Origin of the sequence: Paraburkholderia sp. EG286A, assembly GCF_040965375.1 — a bacterium.
GTDB lineage: Bacteria > Pseudomonadota > Gammaproteobacteria > Burkholderiales > Burkholderiaceae > Paraburkholderia.
Map to the genome: position 1 here is coordinate 604,755 of NZ_JBFRCB010000002.1, position 17,453 is coordinate 622,207.

17 protein-coding genes are annotated in these 17,453 nt (G+C 65.5%); 7 read left to right on the forward strand and 10 right to left on the reverse strand.

Annotated elements, in window-relative coordinates; translation table 11 throughout:
• Positions 1–21: 21 nt before the first annotated feature.
• The 10 genes from rapZ to kdsD form a co-directional block, all read right to left on the reverse strand.
• Positions 22–915, reverse strand: a complete 894-nt coding sequence (gene rapZ / locus AB4Y35_RS09455) for an RNase adapter RapZ (RefSeq protein ID WP_368704205.1) — start codon at positions 913–915, stop codon at positions 22–24.
• A 150-nt stretch (positions 916–1,065) separates the two neighbouring features.
• The gene (gene hprK / locus AB4Y35_RS09460) at positions 1,066–2,034 is read right to left on the reverse strand and encodes an HPr(Ser) kinase/phosphatase (protein WP_028201859.1); all 969 of its coding nucleotides are present in this window, start codon (positions 2,032–2,034) and stop codon (positions 1,066–1,068) included.
• A 196-nt stretch (positions 2,035–2,230) separates the two neighbouring features.
• A complete protein-coding gene (ptsN, locus tag AB4Y35_RS09465) occupies positions 2,231–2,686 on the reverse strand; it encodes a PTS IIA-like nitrogen regulatory protein PtsN (RefSeq protein ID WP_028201860.1) in 456 nt (151 codons plus the stop codon).
• Positions 2,687–3,041: 355 nt separating this feature from the next.
• Entirely contained in the window at positions 3,042–3,398 is a 357-nt protein-coding gene (raiA, locus tag AB4Y35_RS09470) for a ribosome-associated translation inhibitor RaiA (RefSeq protein ID WP_028201861.1), read from the reverse strand.
• Between the two features lie 173 nt (positions 3,399–3,571).
• A complete protein-coding gene (locus AB4Y35_RS09475; RefSeq protein ID WP_368692482.1) occupies positions 3,572–5,089 on the reverse strand; it encodes an RNA polymerase factor sigma-54 in 1,518 nt (505 codons plus the stop codon).
• Positions 5,090–5,371: 282 nt separating this feature from the next.
• The gene (gene lptB / locus AB4Y35_RS09480; RefSeq protein ID WP_324153760.1) at positions 5,372–6,163 is read right to left on the reverse strand and encodes an LPS export ABC transporter ATP-binding protein; all 792 of its coding nucleotides are present in this window, start codon (positions 6,161–6,163) and stop codon (positions 5,372–5,374) included.
• A complete protein-coding gene (lptA, locus tag AB4Y35_RS09485) occupies positions 6,160–6,852 on the reverse strand; it encodes a lipopolysaccharide transport periplasmic protein LptA (protein WP_368692483.1) in 693 nt (230 codons plus the stop codon). Before lptA ends, lptB begins: the two co-directional genes overlap by 4 nt.
• A gap of 31 nt (positions 6,853–6,883) precedes the next feature.
• On the reverse strand, positions 6,884–7,483 hold the full coding sequence (lptC, locus tag AB4Y35_RS09490) for an LPS export ABC transporter periplasmic protein LptC (protein ID WP_324153764.1): 600 nt from the start codon (positions 7,481–7,483) through the stop codon (positions 6,884–6,886).
• Positions 7,480–8,034 (reverse strand): KdsC family phosphatase, encoded by a 555-nt coding sequence (locus tag AB4Y35_RS09495; protein ID WP_368704206.1) that lies wholly within the window; start codon positions 8,032–8,034, stop codon positions 7,480–7,482. Before AB4Y35_RS09495 ends, lptC begins: the two co-directional genes overlap by 4 nt.
• The gene (gene kdsD, locus AB4Y35_RS09500) at positions 8,034–9,020 is read right to left on the reverse strand and encodes an arabinose 5-phosphate isomerase KdsD (RefSeq protein WP_254314581.1); all 987 of its coding nucleotides are present in this window, start codon (positions 9,018–9,020) and stop codon (positions 8,034–8,036) included. Before kdsD ends, AB4Y35_RS09495 begins: the two co-directional genes overlap by 1 nt.
• 225 nt (positions 9,021–9,245) lie before the next feature.
• Here kdsD and AB4Y35_RS09505 point away from each other — a divergent pair, with 225 nt between their 5' ends.
• The 7 genes from AB4Y35_RS09505 (at position 9,246) to AB4Y35_RS09535 (ending at position 17,435) form a co-directional block, all read left to right on the forward strand.
• Positions 9,246–11,261, forward strand: coding sequence for a cation:proton antiporter (locus AB4Y35_RS09505; RefSeq protein ID WP_368692485.1), 2,016 nt, complete (start codon positions 9,246–9,248; stop codon positions 11,259–11,261).
• Between the two features lie 96 nt (positions 11,262–11,357).
• Positions 11,358–11,924: an adenine phosphoribosyltransferase gene (locus AB4Y35_RS09510; protein ID WP_133182228.1), complete on the forward strand. Its 567-nt coding sequence runs from the start codon at positions 11,358–11,360 to the stop codon at positions 11,922–11,924.
• A 35-nt stretch (positions 11,925–11,959) separates the two neighbouring features.
• Positions 11,960–12,574: a LysE family translocator gene (locus AB4Y35_RS09515; protein WP_254338637.1), complete on the forward strand. Its 615-nt coding sequence runs from the start codon at positions 11,960–11,962 to the stop codon at positions 12,572–12,574.
• Between the two features lie 18 nt (positions 12,575–12,592).
• Positions 12,593–13,477 (forward strand): DUF4743 domain-containing protein, encoded by an 885-nt coding sequence (locus tag AB4Y35_RS09520; RefSeq protein ID WP_368704207.1) that lies wholly within the window; start codon positions 12,593–12,595, stop codon positions 13,475–13,477.
• A gap of 75 nt (positions 13,478–13,552) precedes the next feature.
• Positions 13,553–14,422 carry a formyltetrahydrofolate deformylase gene (gene purU / locus AB4Y35_RS09525; RefSeq protein WP_133182234.1) on the forward strand — a complete coding sequence of 290 codons (870 nt, stop codon included), beginning with the start codon at positions 13,553–13,555 and terminating at the stop codon, positions 14,420–14,422.
• Positions 14,423–14,669: 247 nt separating this feature from the next.
• Positions 14,670–15,995 carry a nitrate/nitrite transporter gene (locus AB4Y35_RS09530; RefSeq protein WP_368704208.1) on the forward strand — a complete coding sequence of 442 codons (1,326 nt, stop codon included), beginning with the start codon at positions 14,670–14,672 and terminating at the stop codon, positions 15,993–15,995.
• Positions 15,996–16,040: 45 nt separating this feature from the next.
• Entirely contained in the window at positions 16,041–17,435 is a 1,395-nt protein-coding gene (locus AB4Y35_RS09535) for a NarK family nitrate/nitrite MFS transporter (protein WP_368704209.1), read from the forward strand.
• Positions 17,436–17,453 lie beyond the last annotated feature (18 nt).

The following is a 17,453-nucleotide window of genomic DNA, read 5'->3' on the forward strand; positions in this document are numbered from 1 at the left end:
GGCCGCGCGATGCGCAGCCGGTTAGGCGATTAGCCGTGACGACTCTCCGACATCGAGAGGCGCGTCGCGGTGACGCACGATAACGTTCGACTCGCCCGCAAAGCGCGTGGCGAGCGTCTGGGCGATATACACCGATCGATGTTGTCCGCCCGTGCAGCCGATCGCAACGGTGAGATAGCTGCGGTTGTCGGCGCGAAAATGCGGCAGCCACTTCGCGACGAACGCGTAGACATCGTCGATCATTTCGTGGACGGCCGACTGCGCATTCAGAAAGTCGATCACGGGCTGATCGAGCCCGGTGAGCGGCCGCAGGCGCGCGTCGTAATGCGGGTTCGGCAGCGTGCGCACGTCGAACACGAGGTCCGCGTCGAGCGGCACGCCGCGCTTGAAGCCGAACGATTCGAACGTGAGCATGAGCGCGCCGCGCTCGCCTTCGACGAACACCTTCACCCACTGGCGCAGCGCGTTGGAACTCAGGTTACTCGTGTCGACCTGATGGCCGAACTCGGCGAGGTTCGAGACGAGTTCGCGTTCGTGCTCGATCGCTTCTTCGAGTGACTTGAGCATGCCCACGTTCGCGTCGTGCGCGGCGGAGCCCGACAGTGGATGGCGGCGCCGCGTTTCCGAGAAGCGCTGGATCAGCGACTGCGTGCTCGCGTTGAGGAAGAGCACGCGCACGTCGTGGCGAAGCGCGAGGTCGCGGATCATCTCTGGCATGTCGTCGAACGACGAACTCGAGCGCGCATCGATAGCGACGGCGAGGCGTTCGTAGCCGTCGTCGCTGAGATATTGGGCGAGTTGCGGTAGAAAGCGCGGCGGCAGATTGTCGACGCAATAGTAGCCGACGTCTTCGAGCGCGTTGAGCGCCACTGACTTGCCGGAACCCGAAATGCCGGTGATCAGGATGATACGCATGGGAGAGTCGATGAACCCGATTGGGTCATCATAGCATCCGATCCGCGCGCCTGTATTGGCTCTCCGGGCCGCAGGCGCCCGTTTCGAAGCCGCGCGCCTCGCCGGCCGCGCCTCGCCGGCCGCGCCTCGCCGGCCGCGCGGCTACGAGCGTCAGATCAGCTTGCCGGGAAACTGGCTGTCGGGGTCCTGCATGGCGAGACGCTGGCGGTCCATGAAGTCGCGCAGGGTGTCGATACCGCGCAATTGCAGGATCGTGTTGCGCACGGCGGCCTCGACCAGCACGGCGAGGTTGCGGCCCGCGGCCACCTGGATCGTGACCTTGCTGATGGGCAGGCCCAGCACGTCGACGGTCTGGCTCTCCAGCGGCAGACGCTGGAACTCGCCGTCCGGGCGGCGCACGAGCTGCACGATGAGCTTGAGCTTCATCTTCCGGCGCACAGCCGTTTCACCGAAGATCGTCTTGATGTCGAGCAGACCGAGGCCTCGCACTTCGAGCAGGTTCTGCAGCAGCGGCGGGCAGCGGCCCTCGACGAAATCGGGGCCGAGGCGCACGAAGTCCACGGCGTCGTCGGCCACGAGGCCATGGCCGCGGCTGATCAGCTCCAGACCCAGCTCGCTCTTGCCGAGACCCGAGTCGCCCGTGAGCAGCACGCCCATGCCGAGAATGTCGAGAAACACGCCGTGCAGCGTCGCGCGCGGCGCGAGAATGCGCGACATGTAGAGGCGCAGGCTGTCGATGACGGTGGCCGCCGACATCGGCGTGGTGAAGAGCGGCGTGGAAGAGCGCGTGCAACGCAGCACCAGTTCGGGCGGCGCGGTCATGCCGTCGGCGACCACGAGGAACGGCGGTTCGAGTGCGATCAGCTCGGCCATGTGGCGCGAGCGGTCTTCGTCGGTCTGGCGCTGGTAGTAGTGGATTTCGGCGTCGCCGAGCACCTGGATGCGGTTCGGGTGGATCAGGTTCAGGTGGCCGACGAGGTCCGCGCTCGCCGTGGCCGTGGCCACCGTCTCGGTAGAAAAGCCGCGTTCCCAGCCTTCGTGCCCCGTCAGCCAGCTGAGCTTCAGCGTGGTGGCGTTGTCGTCGAAGATGCTTTGGGCGTTGATGCTGGAAGTGTCCATGAGTCGGTGACTCCGCGAGATGACTCGCTTAACGGCTGACTGAATTGCTGGCTAAATAAACCGCGCGACCTGGGTGCGCTACCTGGGTAGTTAACGGCTGCCGGCGCCTTACGCTTCACCCCTGCAACGAGCGTCGAGCGCGCGCTGTCCGGCCGCGCGTACCGCGACCGCGCAACGCAAGACGCCGCACATTACATCAAGGTTGCCACTGGGTGAGCAGGCGATGCAACGTTTCGCGGTCTTCTTCCGTATGGAGCCGCTCACGCGTTTCGCGATCCGACAACAGTTGTGCGATCTCCGACAGGATTTCAAGGTGCTGCTGCGTGGCCTGTTCGGGCACGAGCAGGAAGATCAGGAGCGAGACGGGCTGACCGTCTGGCGCTTCGAAGGCGATCGGCTCGGCGAGGCGCACGAAGGCGGCCTGCGGCTGCTTCAGGCCCTTGATGCGGCCGTGCGGGATCGCGACGCCTTCGCCGAGGCCCGTGGAGCCGAGGCGCTCGCGTGCGAAAAGATTGTCGGTAACCGTGCTGCGGGCGATGCCGTTCTGGTTTTCGAAGATCAGGCCAGCCTGCTCGAAGACGCGTTTCTTGCTGGTGACGGACAGGCCGACGACGACGTTCTCGATGGGAAGTATTTTGGCTAAACGATTCATGTTGGCAGGCGAAAACGTGGCCTGAATGCTCCACACCCCGACAAGCTGCCCGCTTTGGCGCAAGCTCTGGATCTGGCGACGAAGCCCGGTGCCGGGACCGTGGGGACCTGTTTGGTGCGTTAGACCCCGTAATACGACTGGACCATTATAGAACAAGCGTCCACGCCGATGGTGCGATGCGCCACGCATGAGCGCAACCCTCGTTGCCCGGTTGCACCCAGCGGTAAAACCCTGCATTGCGCGTACTCACGAAAAAGCCGCCCGGTTCGGGCGGCTTCGCTTCGAGGGGTGGAGGATGAACTATCGACTCCAGCCCCGGTTCATGGCGTGAATCGCCACACAGGACACTGTGGGATCACTGCGGCGGGATTTCGATGATGGGCGCAGGCTGGTGCTTGATCGCCTCATGTTGATGTCCCTGCACGCGGTCCTTGTGACGTACGACCTGGCGGTCCAGCTTGTCGACCACGAGATCGATGGCGGCGTACATGTCGCCGTTCGCGCTCTCCACAAATATGTCCTTGCCTTTCAGATGAAGGTTCACTTCGACCTTCTGTCTCTTATCCTTTTCCTTATGGTTGTCGACCGAGAGGACCACATTGCCATCGATTACCTGATCGAAATGTCTTAGCACCCTGTCCAGTTTGGTGATCACGTATTCTCGCAACGCTGGCGTTACTTCGAGATGGTGTCCACTGATCTTCAGATTCATAGTGCTTCTCCAGGCTAATGGCCGCGTGACGCGTGAAGTGCGGCAATGCCGGTCGACTGTCTGCCTGTGCGCGGCTCCCCGAAAGGCCTGCGACGGCGGGCTAACTCGGCCGGCCATGTCCGCCAACGGGCGTAGCGGCCGGAAAACGCCTGCTCCGAAAAAGCCGGAACAGGCTAAAGAGACTTGCGCAGATTGACCGCTGGAATCTTCAGTGCCTCGCGATACTTCGCAACGGTTCGTCGCGCGACCACGAAGCCCTGTTCCGCCAGCAGTTCGGCGATGCGGCTGTCTGAAAGAGGAGATTTGGTGTTCTCGGCTCCTATGAGTTGCTTGATGAGGGCGCGGATGGCGGTGGACGATGCAGCGCCCCCGGTGTCCGTCGATACATGCGATCCGAAGAAGTACTTAAATTCAAGTGTCCCGAATGGAGTCAGCATGTATTTACCGGTTGTCACACGCGAGACAGTAGATTCGTGTAGGCCCAGCGTATCAGCAATCTCCCTCAAAACCAAGGGGCGCATGGCGATTTCGCCGTGCACGAAAAAGTTCTTCTGACGCTCGACGATAGCCTGCGCGACACGCAGGATCGTCTCGAAGCGCTGCTGGATATTCTTGATGAGCCAGCGCGCTTCCTGCAGCTGCTGGCGCAGCGAACCGCTGCCCGGATCGCCACGGTTGTTGCGCAGGATATTCGCGTACAGGTGGTTGATGCGCAGCTTCGGCACCACCTCGGGGTTCAGTTCCGCATGCCAGTTCTGGCCGGCCTTCTTCACGATGATGTCGGGCACCACGTAATCGGCTTCGGCCTTGCCATACGACGCGCCCGGGAACGGTTCGAGCGAACGGATCAGCGCATGTGCATCGCGCAGCTCGTCATCGCCCGTCTTCAGTTGCTTGCGCAACCGCGTGAAGTCGCGCGCCGCGAGCAATTCGAGATAGTTCGACACGATCTCGAGCGCGAGCGTGCGCGTGGGCGACGCATTGACGCGCAGCAACTGCAGCTTGAGGCACTCGGAGGCCGAGCGCGCGCCTACGCCCGCAGGGTCGAAGCTGTGCAGCAGCGCGAGCGCCGCATTGAATTCGTCGGCGTCGACTTCGAGTTCTTCGGGAATATCGGCAAGAATTTCCTCGCAGGTCGCGCTGAGGTAGCCGTCTTCGTCGAGCGATTCGATCAGGAAGGTGATGAGCGCGCGGTCGCGCTGGCTCGCGTTCGTTTCGCGCAGTTGCGCCATCAGATGGTCGCGCAGCGTGGTGGTCGATTCGTGGATCTGCAGCGGCGGCAGGTCGTCGTCGTCGGAGGCGTTGCCCGAGCGGCCGTAGTCGTCCAGGTTCCACTGGCTCGCGTCGCCGTTCGCGTCGCCGCCAAGGCCGTCGTATTCGTCCACGCCGCGCGGCTCGCTCTCGCTGTTCTCGCCGCTGCCGTTGGACGCCGAGGTGGAGCTGTTCGCGCCCTGCATCGGCTCGGCGCCGGAGGGCGTGGGCGGCTGCGCGATGACCGAGCCGTCCGCGGCCACGCGCAGCGGGCTCGCGATCCAGTCGTCCTCGTTCTCGAGCAGCGGGTTCTGCGAGATCGCCGTCGCGACCTCCTGCTGCAGTTCGAGCGTCGACAGCTGCAGCAGCCGGATGGACTGTTGCAGTTGTGGCGTGAGCGCAAGATGCTGCGAGAGGCGGAGTTGGAGGCTGGCTTTCATGGCGGTGTGCGAACCATTGTAAAGAGTTTGCCACGCGGACGAAACCACGGGGCATTCGCAAAAACGAGCGTGCGCCACGCCGGTGCGTGCCCGGAATTTGGTGCGCAAACAGGGACGCTGCCCGGCCTGCCATGCACCGTTTTGGGGGCACGGTCGATACCGCGGAGTTACACGGGGAAATGCGAAAGATGAGGCCGGAAAAACGCGACAGCGGATCGCGCGCGCCCGGGTGGGCGCTGCGGGACGGCGGTGAGCGGGCACGCGCGAGGCGCGCCCGGGGGCTTACATGCGGAAGTGCTCGCCGAGATAAACGCGGCGGACGTTCTCGTTCTCGATGATCTCGCCGGGTGCGCCGGCCGCGAGCACGCTGCCGTCGCTGATGATGTACGCGTGATCGCAGATGCCGAGCGTCTCGCGCACGTTGTGGTCGGTGATCAGCACGCCGATGTTGCGCTGCTTGAGGAACTTCACGATCTTCTGGATTTCCAGCACGGCGATCGGGTCGACGCCCGCGAATGGCTCGTCGAGCAGGATGAAGCTCGGGTCGGTAGCGAGCGCGCGCGCGATTTCGACGCGCCGGCGTTCGCCGCCCGACAGCGACAGGGCCGGATTCTCGCGCAGATGCGCGATTTGCAGCTCGTCGAGCAGCGCTTCGGTGCGCTCGGTGATGACGTCTTTCGACAGACGTTTGCCGTTGCCGTCGACCTGCAGTTCGAGCACCGCGCGGATGTTTTCCTCGACGGTGAGCTTGCGGAACACCGAGGCTTCCTGCGGCAGGTACGAAAGACCGAGCGCCGCGCGCTTGTGGATCGGCAGAAGGCTGATGGAGCGGCCGTCGAGGTCGATCTCGCCGGCGTCGAGCGGCACGAGACCCACGATCATGTAGAACGAGGTGGTCTTGCCGGCGCCGTTCGGGCCGAGCAGCCCGACCACTTCGCCGCTTTTCACATCGAGCGAAACGTCCTTGACGACGGTGCGCGAGCCATAGCGCTTCTTCAGGTTGCGCACGACGAGCGTGCTCGTCTTGCCGGCCAGCTGGCGGCCGTAGCTTTGGGTGGCGGTGGCGGTATTCACTGTGGCGGCGCTTCCTGCAGCTTGGTGGACGGCGTGAGGGCGGCCGGGGCGCCGGCGGACGGCTGTGCGCCGGTGGTGGTGTTGCGCGGCGAGAGCATCGCGCGAACGCGGCCACCCGGGTTGCCGGGGCCTGCGACGTCCTTGCCGGAGCGTGCCGTATAGAAGTCGTTCTGGCCGTCGTACGTGACGACGCTGCCGTGGACCTGATCCATCACGGTCGAGAGGCCTTGCAGGCGGCGCACCGTGGCGCGCGTCGTGAGCGTGGTGAGGTCCTGCTTGCCGTCGTAGTCGATGCGCTCGGCCGTGCCGTCGACGTATTCGTCGAGGCCTTCGCGCTTCTGGCGGAAGTAGGCGAGCTTGTCGGCGGGCGTGCCCGGCGCGACGGTGCCGGTCGCGAACTGGTAGCCCTGCGGGTCCTGCGTGACGACGAGCTTGTCGGCCTTGATGAGGATCGTGCCCTTGGTGGCGACCACGTGGCCCGTGAAGACGGTCTGCTGCTTCAGATCGTCATAGGTCATGTTGTCCGCTTCGATATTGAGCGGCTTGTCCTTGTCGGCGCGCTCGGCGTGGGCCGCGGGCGCGAGGCCGGCGAACAGCAGCGCGCTGGCGAGCGCCATCAGCGCCGCGAAGCGTGCGCGGCGGGCTTCGGGCGAACGGCCGTTCAGTGGACGGGGGAGCGAATCGTTCATGCAATCGTGCCTTGCGTGGACGGCCCGGCGTTCAGGACGAGCCGCCGGAGTCTGCCGGGGCGATGGCTCCACGGACGTTGCCGAAGAGCTGGATGACCCGGGAGACATTGTTGTAGTTCATGCCGCTGGTGGCCGTCATGACCGACTGGCCGCGTCGAAGTTTAACCGGCTTTTCGGTCAGGATCACATCGTCGTTCACGAGCACTTTGAAATGCTCGGAATCAGCCTGCATTTCGGGGTCGCCGGCGCCGGCCGCGCGCAGAATGCGCGCGTTGTCGTACAGATTGACGATCGAGGCGTCGGCGTTGACCGTGCCGCGCAGCCCGGTGGCCGTGACGATCGGCTTGCCGGGCTGGAATGCGCGCACAGCCGGGTTCGTGAGGTCGCTGTTCTCGTCGTCCTCGTAGTGAACCATGTGCGTGGCCGTGAGCCGGTACTGCGTGGCGCCCGACTGGTCGAGCTCGGACACCGAGAAGTCGTCGGCGAAATAGTCGGGCGTATGCGTGAGCGGACGCGGCGCCGCCTCCTTCTCGCGCGGCTGGACGGCCTGCAGCAGCCACCACGTGAAGCCGGCGAGCGCGGCGACGCATACGAGCGGCACGAGCGAAGTGAGGCGGAACTTCTGGTTCATCGCGGCATCCCGGCGAGCGGCGCGCAGGCCTCGGCGAGCAGGGCGTCGTAACGGTTCTGCGCGCGCAGGATCAGGTCGGTGACTTCGCGCACGGCGCCGTGGCCGCCCACCTTGTCGGACACCCAGTGGGCGCGCGAGAGCACGTCCGGATGGGCGTTCGCGGGCGCGGCCGCGAAGCCGCACTGGAGCATCACGCCGAGGTCGGGCCAGTCATCGCCCATGTAGCCGCACGCCTCGGGCGCAATGCCCGTTTGCGAGAGCAGCTCGGCGAACGCGACGCGCTTGTCTTCCGCGCCTTGCCACAGGTGCGTGATCTTCAGTTCCTTCGCCCGCACGGCGACGATCTCCGAGCGGCGCCCGGTGATGATGGCCGTGTCGATGCCGGCTTCGCGCAGGAGCTTCGCGCCGTGGCCATCGAGCGAGTTGAACGCCTTCATCGTGTCGCCCGCACCGGTGAACAGCAGGCCGCCGTCGGTGAGCACACCGTCGATGTCGAAAATCATGAGGCGCACACGCGCGGCGCGCGCGGTTGCGTCGAGTGGGGTAGCCATCAGATCACCTTCTTGGAGAACAGGTCGTGCATGTTGAGGGCGCCGATCAGCGTGCCCTCGGCATCGACGACCAGCATCTGATTGATGCGATGGCGCTCCATCAGTTCCACGGCTTCGACAGCAAGTTGGTCCGGACCGATCGTGCGCGGGCCTTTCGTCATGACCTGCGCGATCGGCAGGTCGCGGAAATCGCCCACGCGCTCGAGCACGCGGCGCAGGTCGCCGTCCGTGAAGATGCCCTGCACGTGGTCGTCGGCGTTGACGACGGCCGTCATGCCCATGCGTTTGGCCGTGAGCTGGAAGAGGGCGTCGCGCACGGTGACGTCGTCGCGCACCTTCGGAATTTCGTCGCCCGTGCGCATCACGTCGCGCACGTAGGTGAGCAGGCGCCGGCCGAGCGCGCCGCCCGGATGCGAGCGCGCGAAGTCGTCGGCGCCGAAGCCGCGCGCGTCGAGCACCGCGACTGCGAGCGCGTCGGAGAGCGCGAGCGCCGCCGTCGTGCTGGCGGTGGGCGCGAGGTTCAGCGGGCAGGCCTCCTTCTCCACGCCGGCGTCCAGATGCACGTCGGAGAGCTGGCCGAGCGTCGACTGCGGCCGATTGCCCGTCATGCCGATGAGCTTCGCGCCAATGCGCTTGACGAGCGGCAGGATCGCCACGAGTTCTTCGGATTCGCCGGAGTTCGACAGGCCGATGAAGACGTCGTCGGCGGTGACCATGCCGAGGTCGCCGTGGCTCGCTTCGGCCGGATGCACGAAGAACGCGGGGGTGCCCGTGGAGGCCAGCGTGGCCGCGAGCTTGCGGGCAATGTGGCCCGATTTGCCGATGCCGGATACGACCACGCGTCCGCGGCAGCTGAGGATGAGGTCGACCGCGCCGACGAAGTTGTCGTCGAGCCGGTCGCGAAGCCCGCGCACGGCGTCCGCTTCGATGTCGAGCACGTTGCGAGCGAGCTTCAGCGCCCGGTCGCCATTGATTTTCGCTATCATCCGCGGAGTATAGCAAAGGCGTCTGCGCGCCGCGCCAGCGCCCCCAGCGCCCAAACCCCGTGCGCGAGCCGCCTGGCTTGTCCAGCCGTTTCTCCGTAGCCCTTCCCAATTAGCCCGTTATTAATGTAAACAGGCCCTAGCCGCCCTTGCGTCGATGATTGACCCGGCGCGGGGCAGAATTTGCATCGCCGGTAACGACGCAGACGAACGAGGACGCTTCACACGATGATCTCCCCGCTGGAAATGACGCTGTTCCTGCTGCTCGCCTCGGTGGTTGGCGTCGTGCTGTTTCGTTATCTGAATCTGCCGCCGATGCTCGGCTACCTCACGGTGGGCATCCTCGTGGGCCCGCGCTCGCTCGGCATCGTGCCGGACACGCATGGCGCGCAGAACCTGGCCGAGTTCGGCGTCGTGTTCCTGATGTTCTCCATCGGCCTCGAGTTCTCGCTCTCGAAGCTGCGCGCCATGCGCCACGCCGTGTTCGGCCTCGGACTTTCGCAGGTGCTGGGCACGATCGTGGTGGCGCTCCTGCTCGGGCTCGTGCTGGAGCCGTGGGTGCATATCACGTGGCAGGCCTGCGTGGCGCTGGGCGGCGCGCTCGCCATGTCGTCCACGGCCATCGTCAGCAAGATGCTTTCCGAGCGGCTCGAGATCGAATCGGAGCACGGCCGCAACATTCTCGGCGTGCTGCTGTTCCAGGATCTGGCCGTGGTGCCGCTTCTCATCGTGATCGCGGCGTTCGGCGGCTCGTCGGCGTCGCTCGTCGAGTCGCTCGGCACGGCGGCCGTGAAGATCGTGCTCGCGCTCGGCATTCTGCTCATCGTCGGCCAGAAGTTCATGACGCGCTGGTTCACCGTGGTCGCGCGCCGCCGCTCGCAGGAGCTGTTCGTGCTCAACGTGCTGCTCGTCACGCTGGGCGCCGCGTTCATCACCGACAAGTTCGGCCTCTCGCTCGCGCTCGGCGCCTTCATCGCGGGCATGCTGATCGCCGAAACGCCGTACAAGCACCAGGTGGAAGAGGACATCAAGCCGTTTCGCGACGTGCTGCTCGGCCTGTTCTTCGTGACCACGGGCATGCTGCTCAACCCGCACGTGATCTGGCAGCACCCCATCATGGTGGCGGCGTTCTTCCTCGGGCCGGTCGTGCTCAAGGCCGTGCTCATCACGGCGCTCACGCGCATCTTCGGCGCTTCGCCGGGCGTGGCCATGCGCACGGGTCTCGGCCTCGCGCAGGCCGGCGAATTCGGCTTCGTGCTGCTGAACCTCATTCTCGACAAGCATCTGGTCGACGCCACGCTGCTCCAGGCGATCCTCGCGGCCATGCTGCTGTCGATGCTCGCCGCGCCGTTCCTGATCCAGAATGCCGACCGCATCGTGCTGCGCCTTTCCTCGACGGAATGGATGCAGCAATCGCTGATGATGACGCGCATCGCCACGCAAAGCATCAAGCAGAGCGGCCATGTGATCGTGTGCGGCTACGGCCGCGCGGGGCAGAACCTCGCGCGCATGCTCGAATACGAAGGCCTTTCGTACGTCGCGCTCGACCTCGACCCCGACCGCGTGGCGGCGGCCGCGGCGGCGGGCGAGTCGGTGGTGTTCGGCGACGCCGCGCGGCGCGAGTCGCTCGTCGCGGCGGGCATCCACCGCGCGGCCGCGGTGGCGATCACCTATGCCAATACGCAATCGGCGTTTCGCGTGCTCCATCACATTCACGAGCTGGAGCCCACCTTGCCCGTGATCGTGCGCACGGTGGACGACGCCGATCTCGAACGCCTGCTCGCCGCGGGCGCGACCGAGGTGATTCCGGAGATCGTGGAAGGCAGCCTGATGCTCGCCTCGCACATGCTGGTGCTGATGGGCGTGCCGATGCGGCGCGTGGTGCGCCGCGTGGAGGAACTGCGCGACGAGCGCTACAGCCTCCTGCGCGGCTACTTCCACGGCACCGACGATGTGGGCGAGGACGGTCACGAGCAGGTGCGGCTACAATCCGTACCGGTCGACGAGCGCGCCGACGCCGTGGGCCGCACGCTCGCCGAACTGGGTCTGTATGAGCTCGGCGTCGAGGTGACGGCGATCCGCCGCCACGGCATTCGCGGCGTGGAACCGGACCCATCGACCAAGCTGCGCGAGGCCGACATCGTCGTGCTGCGCGGCCTGCCCGAGCAGCTCGCGCAGGCCGAGGAGCGGCTTTCGCGGCATCGCAAGCCCGGTGCGGCGGGCGCGGGTGCGGCGGCGGCCTGATACGCCGTCGTCGGCGCAATCGCGAGACCGCGCCAAAGGTTCCCGCCCCGTTTAAAACACTCTGCCGTTCTTATCTAGCCACTACCCGGAGAAATCATGTCCAACGCACCTGCGAACCCGAGCGCCGAAGCCGCCCAGTTCGTGAAAAGCCTGATCCGCACGGTGCCCGACTGGCCTCAGCCGGGAGTGCAGTTCCGCGATATCACGCCGCTCATCGGCCATCCGAAGGGCCTGCGGGTGCTGATCGACCTGTTCGTCGAGCGCTATGTCGATGCGAAGCTCGACTACGTGGCGGGGCTCGACGCGCGCGGTTTCATCATCGGGCCGATCGTCGCGTATGAGCTGAACGTGGGCTTCATTCCGATCCGCAAGATCGGCAAGCTGCCGTACAAGACCGTTTCCGAGACCTACAAGCTCGAATACGGCGAAGCGACCGTCGAGATTCACGAGGACGCCTGCGGCAAGGGCGACCGCGTGGTGATCGTCGACGACCTGATCGCCACCGGCGGCACCATGATGGCCGGCAAGCTGCTGCTCGAACGCCTCGGCGCGAGCGTGGTGGAGGGCGCCGCGATCATCGACCTGCCGGATCTGGGCGGCTCGAAGCTGCTCACCGATGCCGGCCTGCCGCTCTTCACCGTGACCGCCTTCGGCGGCCACTGAAACAACCCGAACGCCCACCGTCACGAGTCGATCTCATGCCGAATTTCGCGCTCTTTCTCGCCACCTCCATCGCCATCACGTTCGCGCCCGGTCCCGACAATCTCCAGGTGCTCGCGCGCGGCATTTCGCAAGGTCGCGCCGCCGGTCTCGTAGCCGCGCTCGGCTTCGCCGCGGGCGTGACGTTCCACACCACGCTCGCGGCACTCGGCGTGGCCGCCGTGCTGCGCTCTTCGCCGCTCGCGTTCCAGATCCTCAAGCTCGCCGGCGCCGCGTATCTCGTGTGGATCGGCGTGAAGGCGCTGCGCAGCCAGGGCCTCGCCGCCGCCGGCGACAAGCCGCGCCAGCCGCTCTCCGCGATCTTTCGCCAGAGCGTGCTCGGCAACATCATGAACCCGAAGGTGACGCTGTTCTTCGTCGTGTTCCTGCCGCAGTTCGTCGACCCGCATGGCGCGCAGCACGTCACGCTGCAGATGCTCGAGCTCGGCCTCGTGTTCATGGCGCAGACGGTCGTGGTGTTCTCCCTCTTCGGGCTGTGCGCGGGCACGATCGGCGGCTGGCTGAAGCGCCGCCCGCGCGCGGGCGTGTGGCTCGACCGCCTCGCCGGCGTCACCTTCATCGCCATCGGCATTCGCGTCGCCTTGCGCGACTGATCTACGGAGTCCTGATCGATGACCTTGCCTTGCATTACCGACGCGCGGCGCTTCGATGCCGGCGCGCATCTGCCGTTTCATATCGGTGACGAGCGCGTGGGCTGGATACGCGAGAACGACGTGGCGCTGCTCGCGCGCTGGCCCGACGTGTTCGAAATCGACGGCGATGCGCACAGCGCCCGCGTGACGCTCGCCCCGCACTTCGACAACGTCACGACGCGCAGCGCGGCGCTCGGCTCGGTGATCGGCGCACTCGCGGCGGAAGGGCACATTCCGGGCTGGCGCAACGAAACCTACGCGATCCGCAACGCCTTCGATGCGCCGCCACTCGCCTTTATCGAGCGCGCGGCCTCGCGCTTTTTCGGCACGATGACGTACGCGGTGCATCTGAACGGCGTCGTAGAATACGCGGATGTCGGTGCGGCCGGCGTAGGTGCGCCCGGCGCGCCGCAATTGTGGATCGCGCGGCGCAGCGACACCAAGGCCACCGACCCCGGCATGCTGGACAACGTCGTGGCGGGCGGCATCGGCTGGGGCCTCGGCATCGAGGCCACGCTCGTGAAGGAATGCTGGGAAGAGGCGGGCATTGCCGAGGAGCTGGCGCGCGCGGCGCGCGCGGGCCGCACCGTGCACGTGCTGCAGTCGCTGCCGGAAGGCACGCAGGCCGAGCAGATCTTCATCTACGATCTCGTGCTCCCGGCCGATTTCGTGCCGCACAACCAGGACGGCGAAGTGGGCGAGCATCGCCTCGCGCGCATCGACGAAGCCGCGCGCTGGATCGAGGAGGGTGCGATGACGGTCGACGCGAGCCTCGCGACGCTCGACTGCCTGCTGCGCCGCCAATGGATCGACGAAGACGCGTGCGAGGGCATTGCCGCGATCTTCGAACCGCCGACGCTGTGAAAGGGCGCCGGTTCTTGTAGCAAAGCCCAAAGCCCTTTTAGCAACAGCAAAGTATTGACGGGAGTTACCAAGGTCATGTCGACCGATCACAGCTTCATCCTCAAACTGTCGTGCGCCGACCGGCCTGGCATCGTGCATGCCGTGTCGGGCTTCCTGTTCGAGCGCGGCAGCAATATCCTCGACTCGGCCCAGTTCGGCGACAGCCACACGGGCGAGTTCTTCATGCGCGTGCACTTCCAGCAAGTGGGCGGCGACCCGGGCCTCGACGGCCTGCGCAGCGCGTTCGAGCCGCTCGCGCAAGAGTTCGGCATGCGCTGGGAGATGCATGACGCGAACGTGAAGCCGCGCGTCGTCATCATGGTCTCGAAGATCGGCCATTGCCTGAACGACCTGTTGTTCCGCTATCGCACCGGCCAGCTGCCTATCGAGATTCCGGCGATCATCTCGAATCACAAGGACTTCTATCAGCTCGCCGCGAGCTACAACATTCCGTTCCATCACTTCCCGCTGCTCGGCGGCACCGAGGCCGACAAGGCCGCGCAGGAAGCGCGCGTGCTCGAAGTGGTCAACCGCGAAGGCGCCGATCTCGTGGTGCTCGCACGCTACATGCAGATCCTCTCGCCGCAGCTTTGCAAGGCGCTCGAAGGCCGCGCGATCAACATCCATCATTCGTTCCTGCCGAGCTTCAAGGGTGCGAAGCCGTACTACCAGGCGTTCGATCGCGGCGTGAAGCTGATCGGCGCGACGGCGCACTATGTGACGTCCGATCTCGACGAAGGCCCGATCATCGAGCAGGAAGTCGAGCGCGTGGACCACAACATGACGCCGGACCAGCTCACCGCCATTGGCCGTGACGTGGAATGCGTGACGCTCGCGCGCGCGGTGAAGTGGCACGTGGAGCATCGCATCGTGCTCAACGGGCACAAGACGGTCGTGTTCCGCTGATCATTGATTGGTCACGTGCGACACCATGCCGTAGCGTGTTACATGACACGCTACGGCTTTTCGAACTAATCTTATTGCTCTCCGGCGCGTTCGCATGCATGCGATTTTTCTTCCGCGCCAACTCGCTCCCGCGGTACTACTCCTTAAGTTCTAGTGGCGCATCGTCGCGCACTCCCTGCGGAGAATAGTCCGCACCTTTCGTCTTTCCTACTCTTGTCACGTCAACTAAACGACAAGAGGGAAATTCATGAAAGCCGCCCTATCCCCGCAGGCGGAACCTGTCGCCGATAGCCGTGCCTGGCGCGTGCTGGGTTCGAGTACCTTCGCGTTCACGATCTGCTTTGCCGTCTGGATGATGTTCGCGATCCTCGGCATTCCGCTCAAAAAACAGCTTCATCTCACCGATACCGAGTTCGGCCTGATTGCCGCGATGCCCGTGCTCACGGGCTCGCTCGCCCGCGTGCCGCTCGGCATCTGGACCGACCGCTTCGGCGGGCGCATCGTCTTCTTCATCACCATGCTCGTGACCGTCGTGCCGATCTGGCTCGTCTCGTACGCGACGCAACTTTGGCAATTCCTCACGCTCGGCCTGTTCGTGGGGTTCGCCGGCGCATCGTTCTCGGTGGGCACGCCCTATGTCGCGCGCTGGTTCCCGAAGTCGCGCCAGGGGCTCGCCATGGGCATCTTCGGGGCGGGCAATTCGGGCGCCGCGCTCAACAAGTTCGTGGCGCCGGTGCTGATCGTCGCGGCCGGCACGTGGACCATCGTGCCGAAGGTCTACGCCGTCGCGATGCTCGCGACCGCGTTGCTGTTCTGGATGTTCTCCGCGAGCAACCCGGCGCACCGCGTGCCCGGCAAGGAGAGCGTAGCGGACCAGCTGCGCGTGCTCGCCGACCCGCGCGTGCTGCGCTACGCGCAGTACTACTCGGTGGTGTTCGGCGGCTATGTCGGCCTGTCGCTGTGGATGCCGCAGTACTACGTGAACCAGTACGGCTTCGACATCGAGCATGCCGCGTTTCTCGCCGCGTGTTTCTCGCTGCCCGGCGGCGTGCTGCGCGCGGTAGGGGGCTGGCTCTCCGACCGCTACGGCGCCTATCGCACGACGTGGGCCGTGATGTGGGTCGCGCTTGCGTGCTTCTTCCTGCTGAGCTACCCGCCGACCGACTTCACGATCCACAGCGCGCATGGCCCGATCGGTCTGCATATCAGCACGGGACCGGCGTTCTACACGGTGCTGATGTTCGTCGTCGGCATCGCGATGGCGGTGGGCAAGGCCTCGGTCTTCAAGTTCATCGGCGACGAGTACACCGACAACATCGGCGCCGTCTCCGGCATCGTGGGGCTGGCGGGCGGTCTCGCGGGCTTCGTGCTGCCGATCCTGTTCGGCCTGCTCGTCGACCTCACGGGCGTGCGCACCACCTGTTTCATGCTGATGTTCGGCGCCACCCTGGTGAGCCTGCTGTTCATGCACTTTTCGTTCCGCCCCGAAGCGCTCGCCCTGGGCAGCGCGAAGCTCGCGCGCAAGGCTGGCGCCGCGACGCCGGCGCCGCAGGAAACCACGTACTCCGAATGATCCAACTCGCGCCGCGTTTGCGGCGCCTACTGAACGAGCACAAACATGTCCAAGTATCTCCTGACCCAATGGGAGCCCGAGAACACCCGGTTCTGGCAGGCTTCCGGCGAGCAGATCGCCACCCGTAACCTGTGGATTTCGATTCCCGCGCTGATGCTGGCGTTCGTGGTGTGGTCGCTGTGGAGCGTCACGGTCGTCAATCTCGACAAGGGCGGCTTTCACTTCACCAAGAACGAACTCTTCTGGCTCACGGCGCTGCCTGCGCTTTCGGGCGCCACGCTGCGCATCTTCTATTCGTTCCTCGTGCCGATTTTCGGCGGCCGCCGCTTCACGGCGATCTCCACGGCGAGCCTCCTGATCCCGGCCTTCGGCATGGGCTTCGCACTGCGCGATCCGTCCACCTCGTATACGACGCTGCTCGTGCTCGCCCTGCTGTGCGGTCTCGGCGGGGCGAACTTCAGCTCGTCAATGGCGAACATCAGCTTCTTCTTTCCGAAGGCGCGCAAGGGTTTTGCCACCGGCCTCAATGCGGGCATCGGCAACCTCGGCGTCTCGCTCGTGCAGTTCGTCACGCCGATCGTCATCTCGACGGCCGTGTTCGCCGGCCTGCTCGGCGACGGCCAGACCTGGGTGAAGGACGGCGTCGAGCACAGCATCTGGCTGCAGAACGCGGGCTTCGTGTGGATTCCGCTCATCGTCGTCTCTTCGTTCGCCGCGTGGTTCGGCATGAACGACATCGCCGATGCGAAGGCCTCGTTCCGCGAGCAGGCCGTGATCTTCCGCCGCGCGCACAACTGGATCATGTGTTTTCTCTATGTCGGCACGTTCGGCTCGTTCATCGGCTTCTCGGCCGGCCTCGCGCTGCTCACGAAGGCGGAGTTTCCCGCCATCAACCCGACTGCATGGGCCTTCCTCGGGCCGCTCGCCGGCGCACTCACGCGCCCCGTCGGCGGCTGGATCTCGGACAAGCTCGGCGGCGCGCGCGTCACGCTCTGGACCTTCCTCGCGATGATCGTCGCGGTGATGGGCGTGATCGCGTACCTGCCGGGCGGCGCGCTGGGCGGCGCACAGGGCAGCTTCGCCGGCTTCCTCGCGATGTTCGTCGTGCTGTTCGCGCTCACCGGCATCGGCAACGGTTCGACCTTCCGCATGATTCCCGTGATCTTCCTGACGCACCATCAACGCGCCGCGAAGGGCAACGGTGATGACGTGCAGCGCAGCGCGCTCGCCGAAGCGGGCAAGGAGTCGGCGGCGGTGCTTGGCTTCGCGGGCGCAATGGGCGCGTACGGCGGCTTCTTCATTCCGAAGAGCTTTGGCTCGTCGCTCGAAATGACGGGCTCGCCGGTCGGCGCGCTCGTGTGCTTCATCGGCTTCTATGTGGTGTGCGCGGTGGTGACGTGGTTCTTCTACGCGCGCCGCAACGCATCCACACCTTGCTGAAGCGGATTAGTCCTTTGG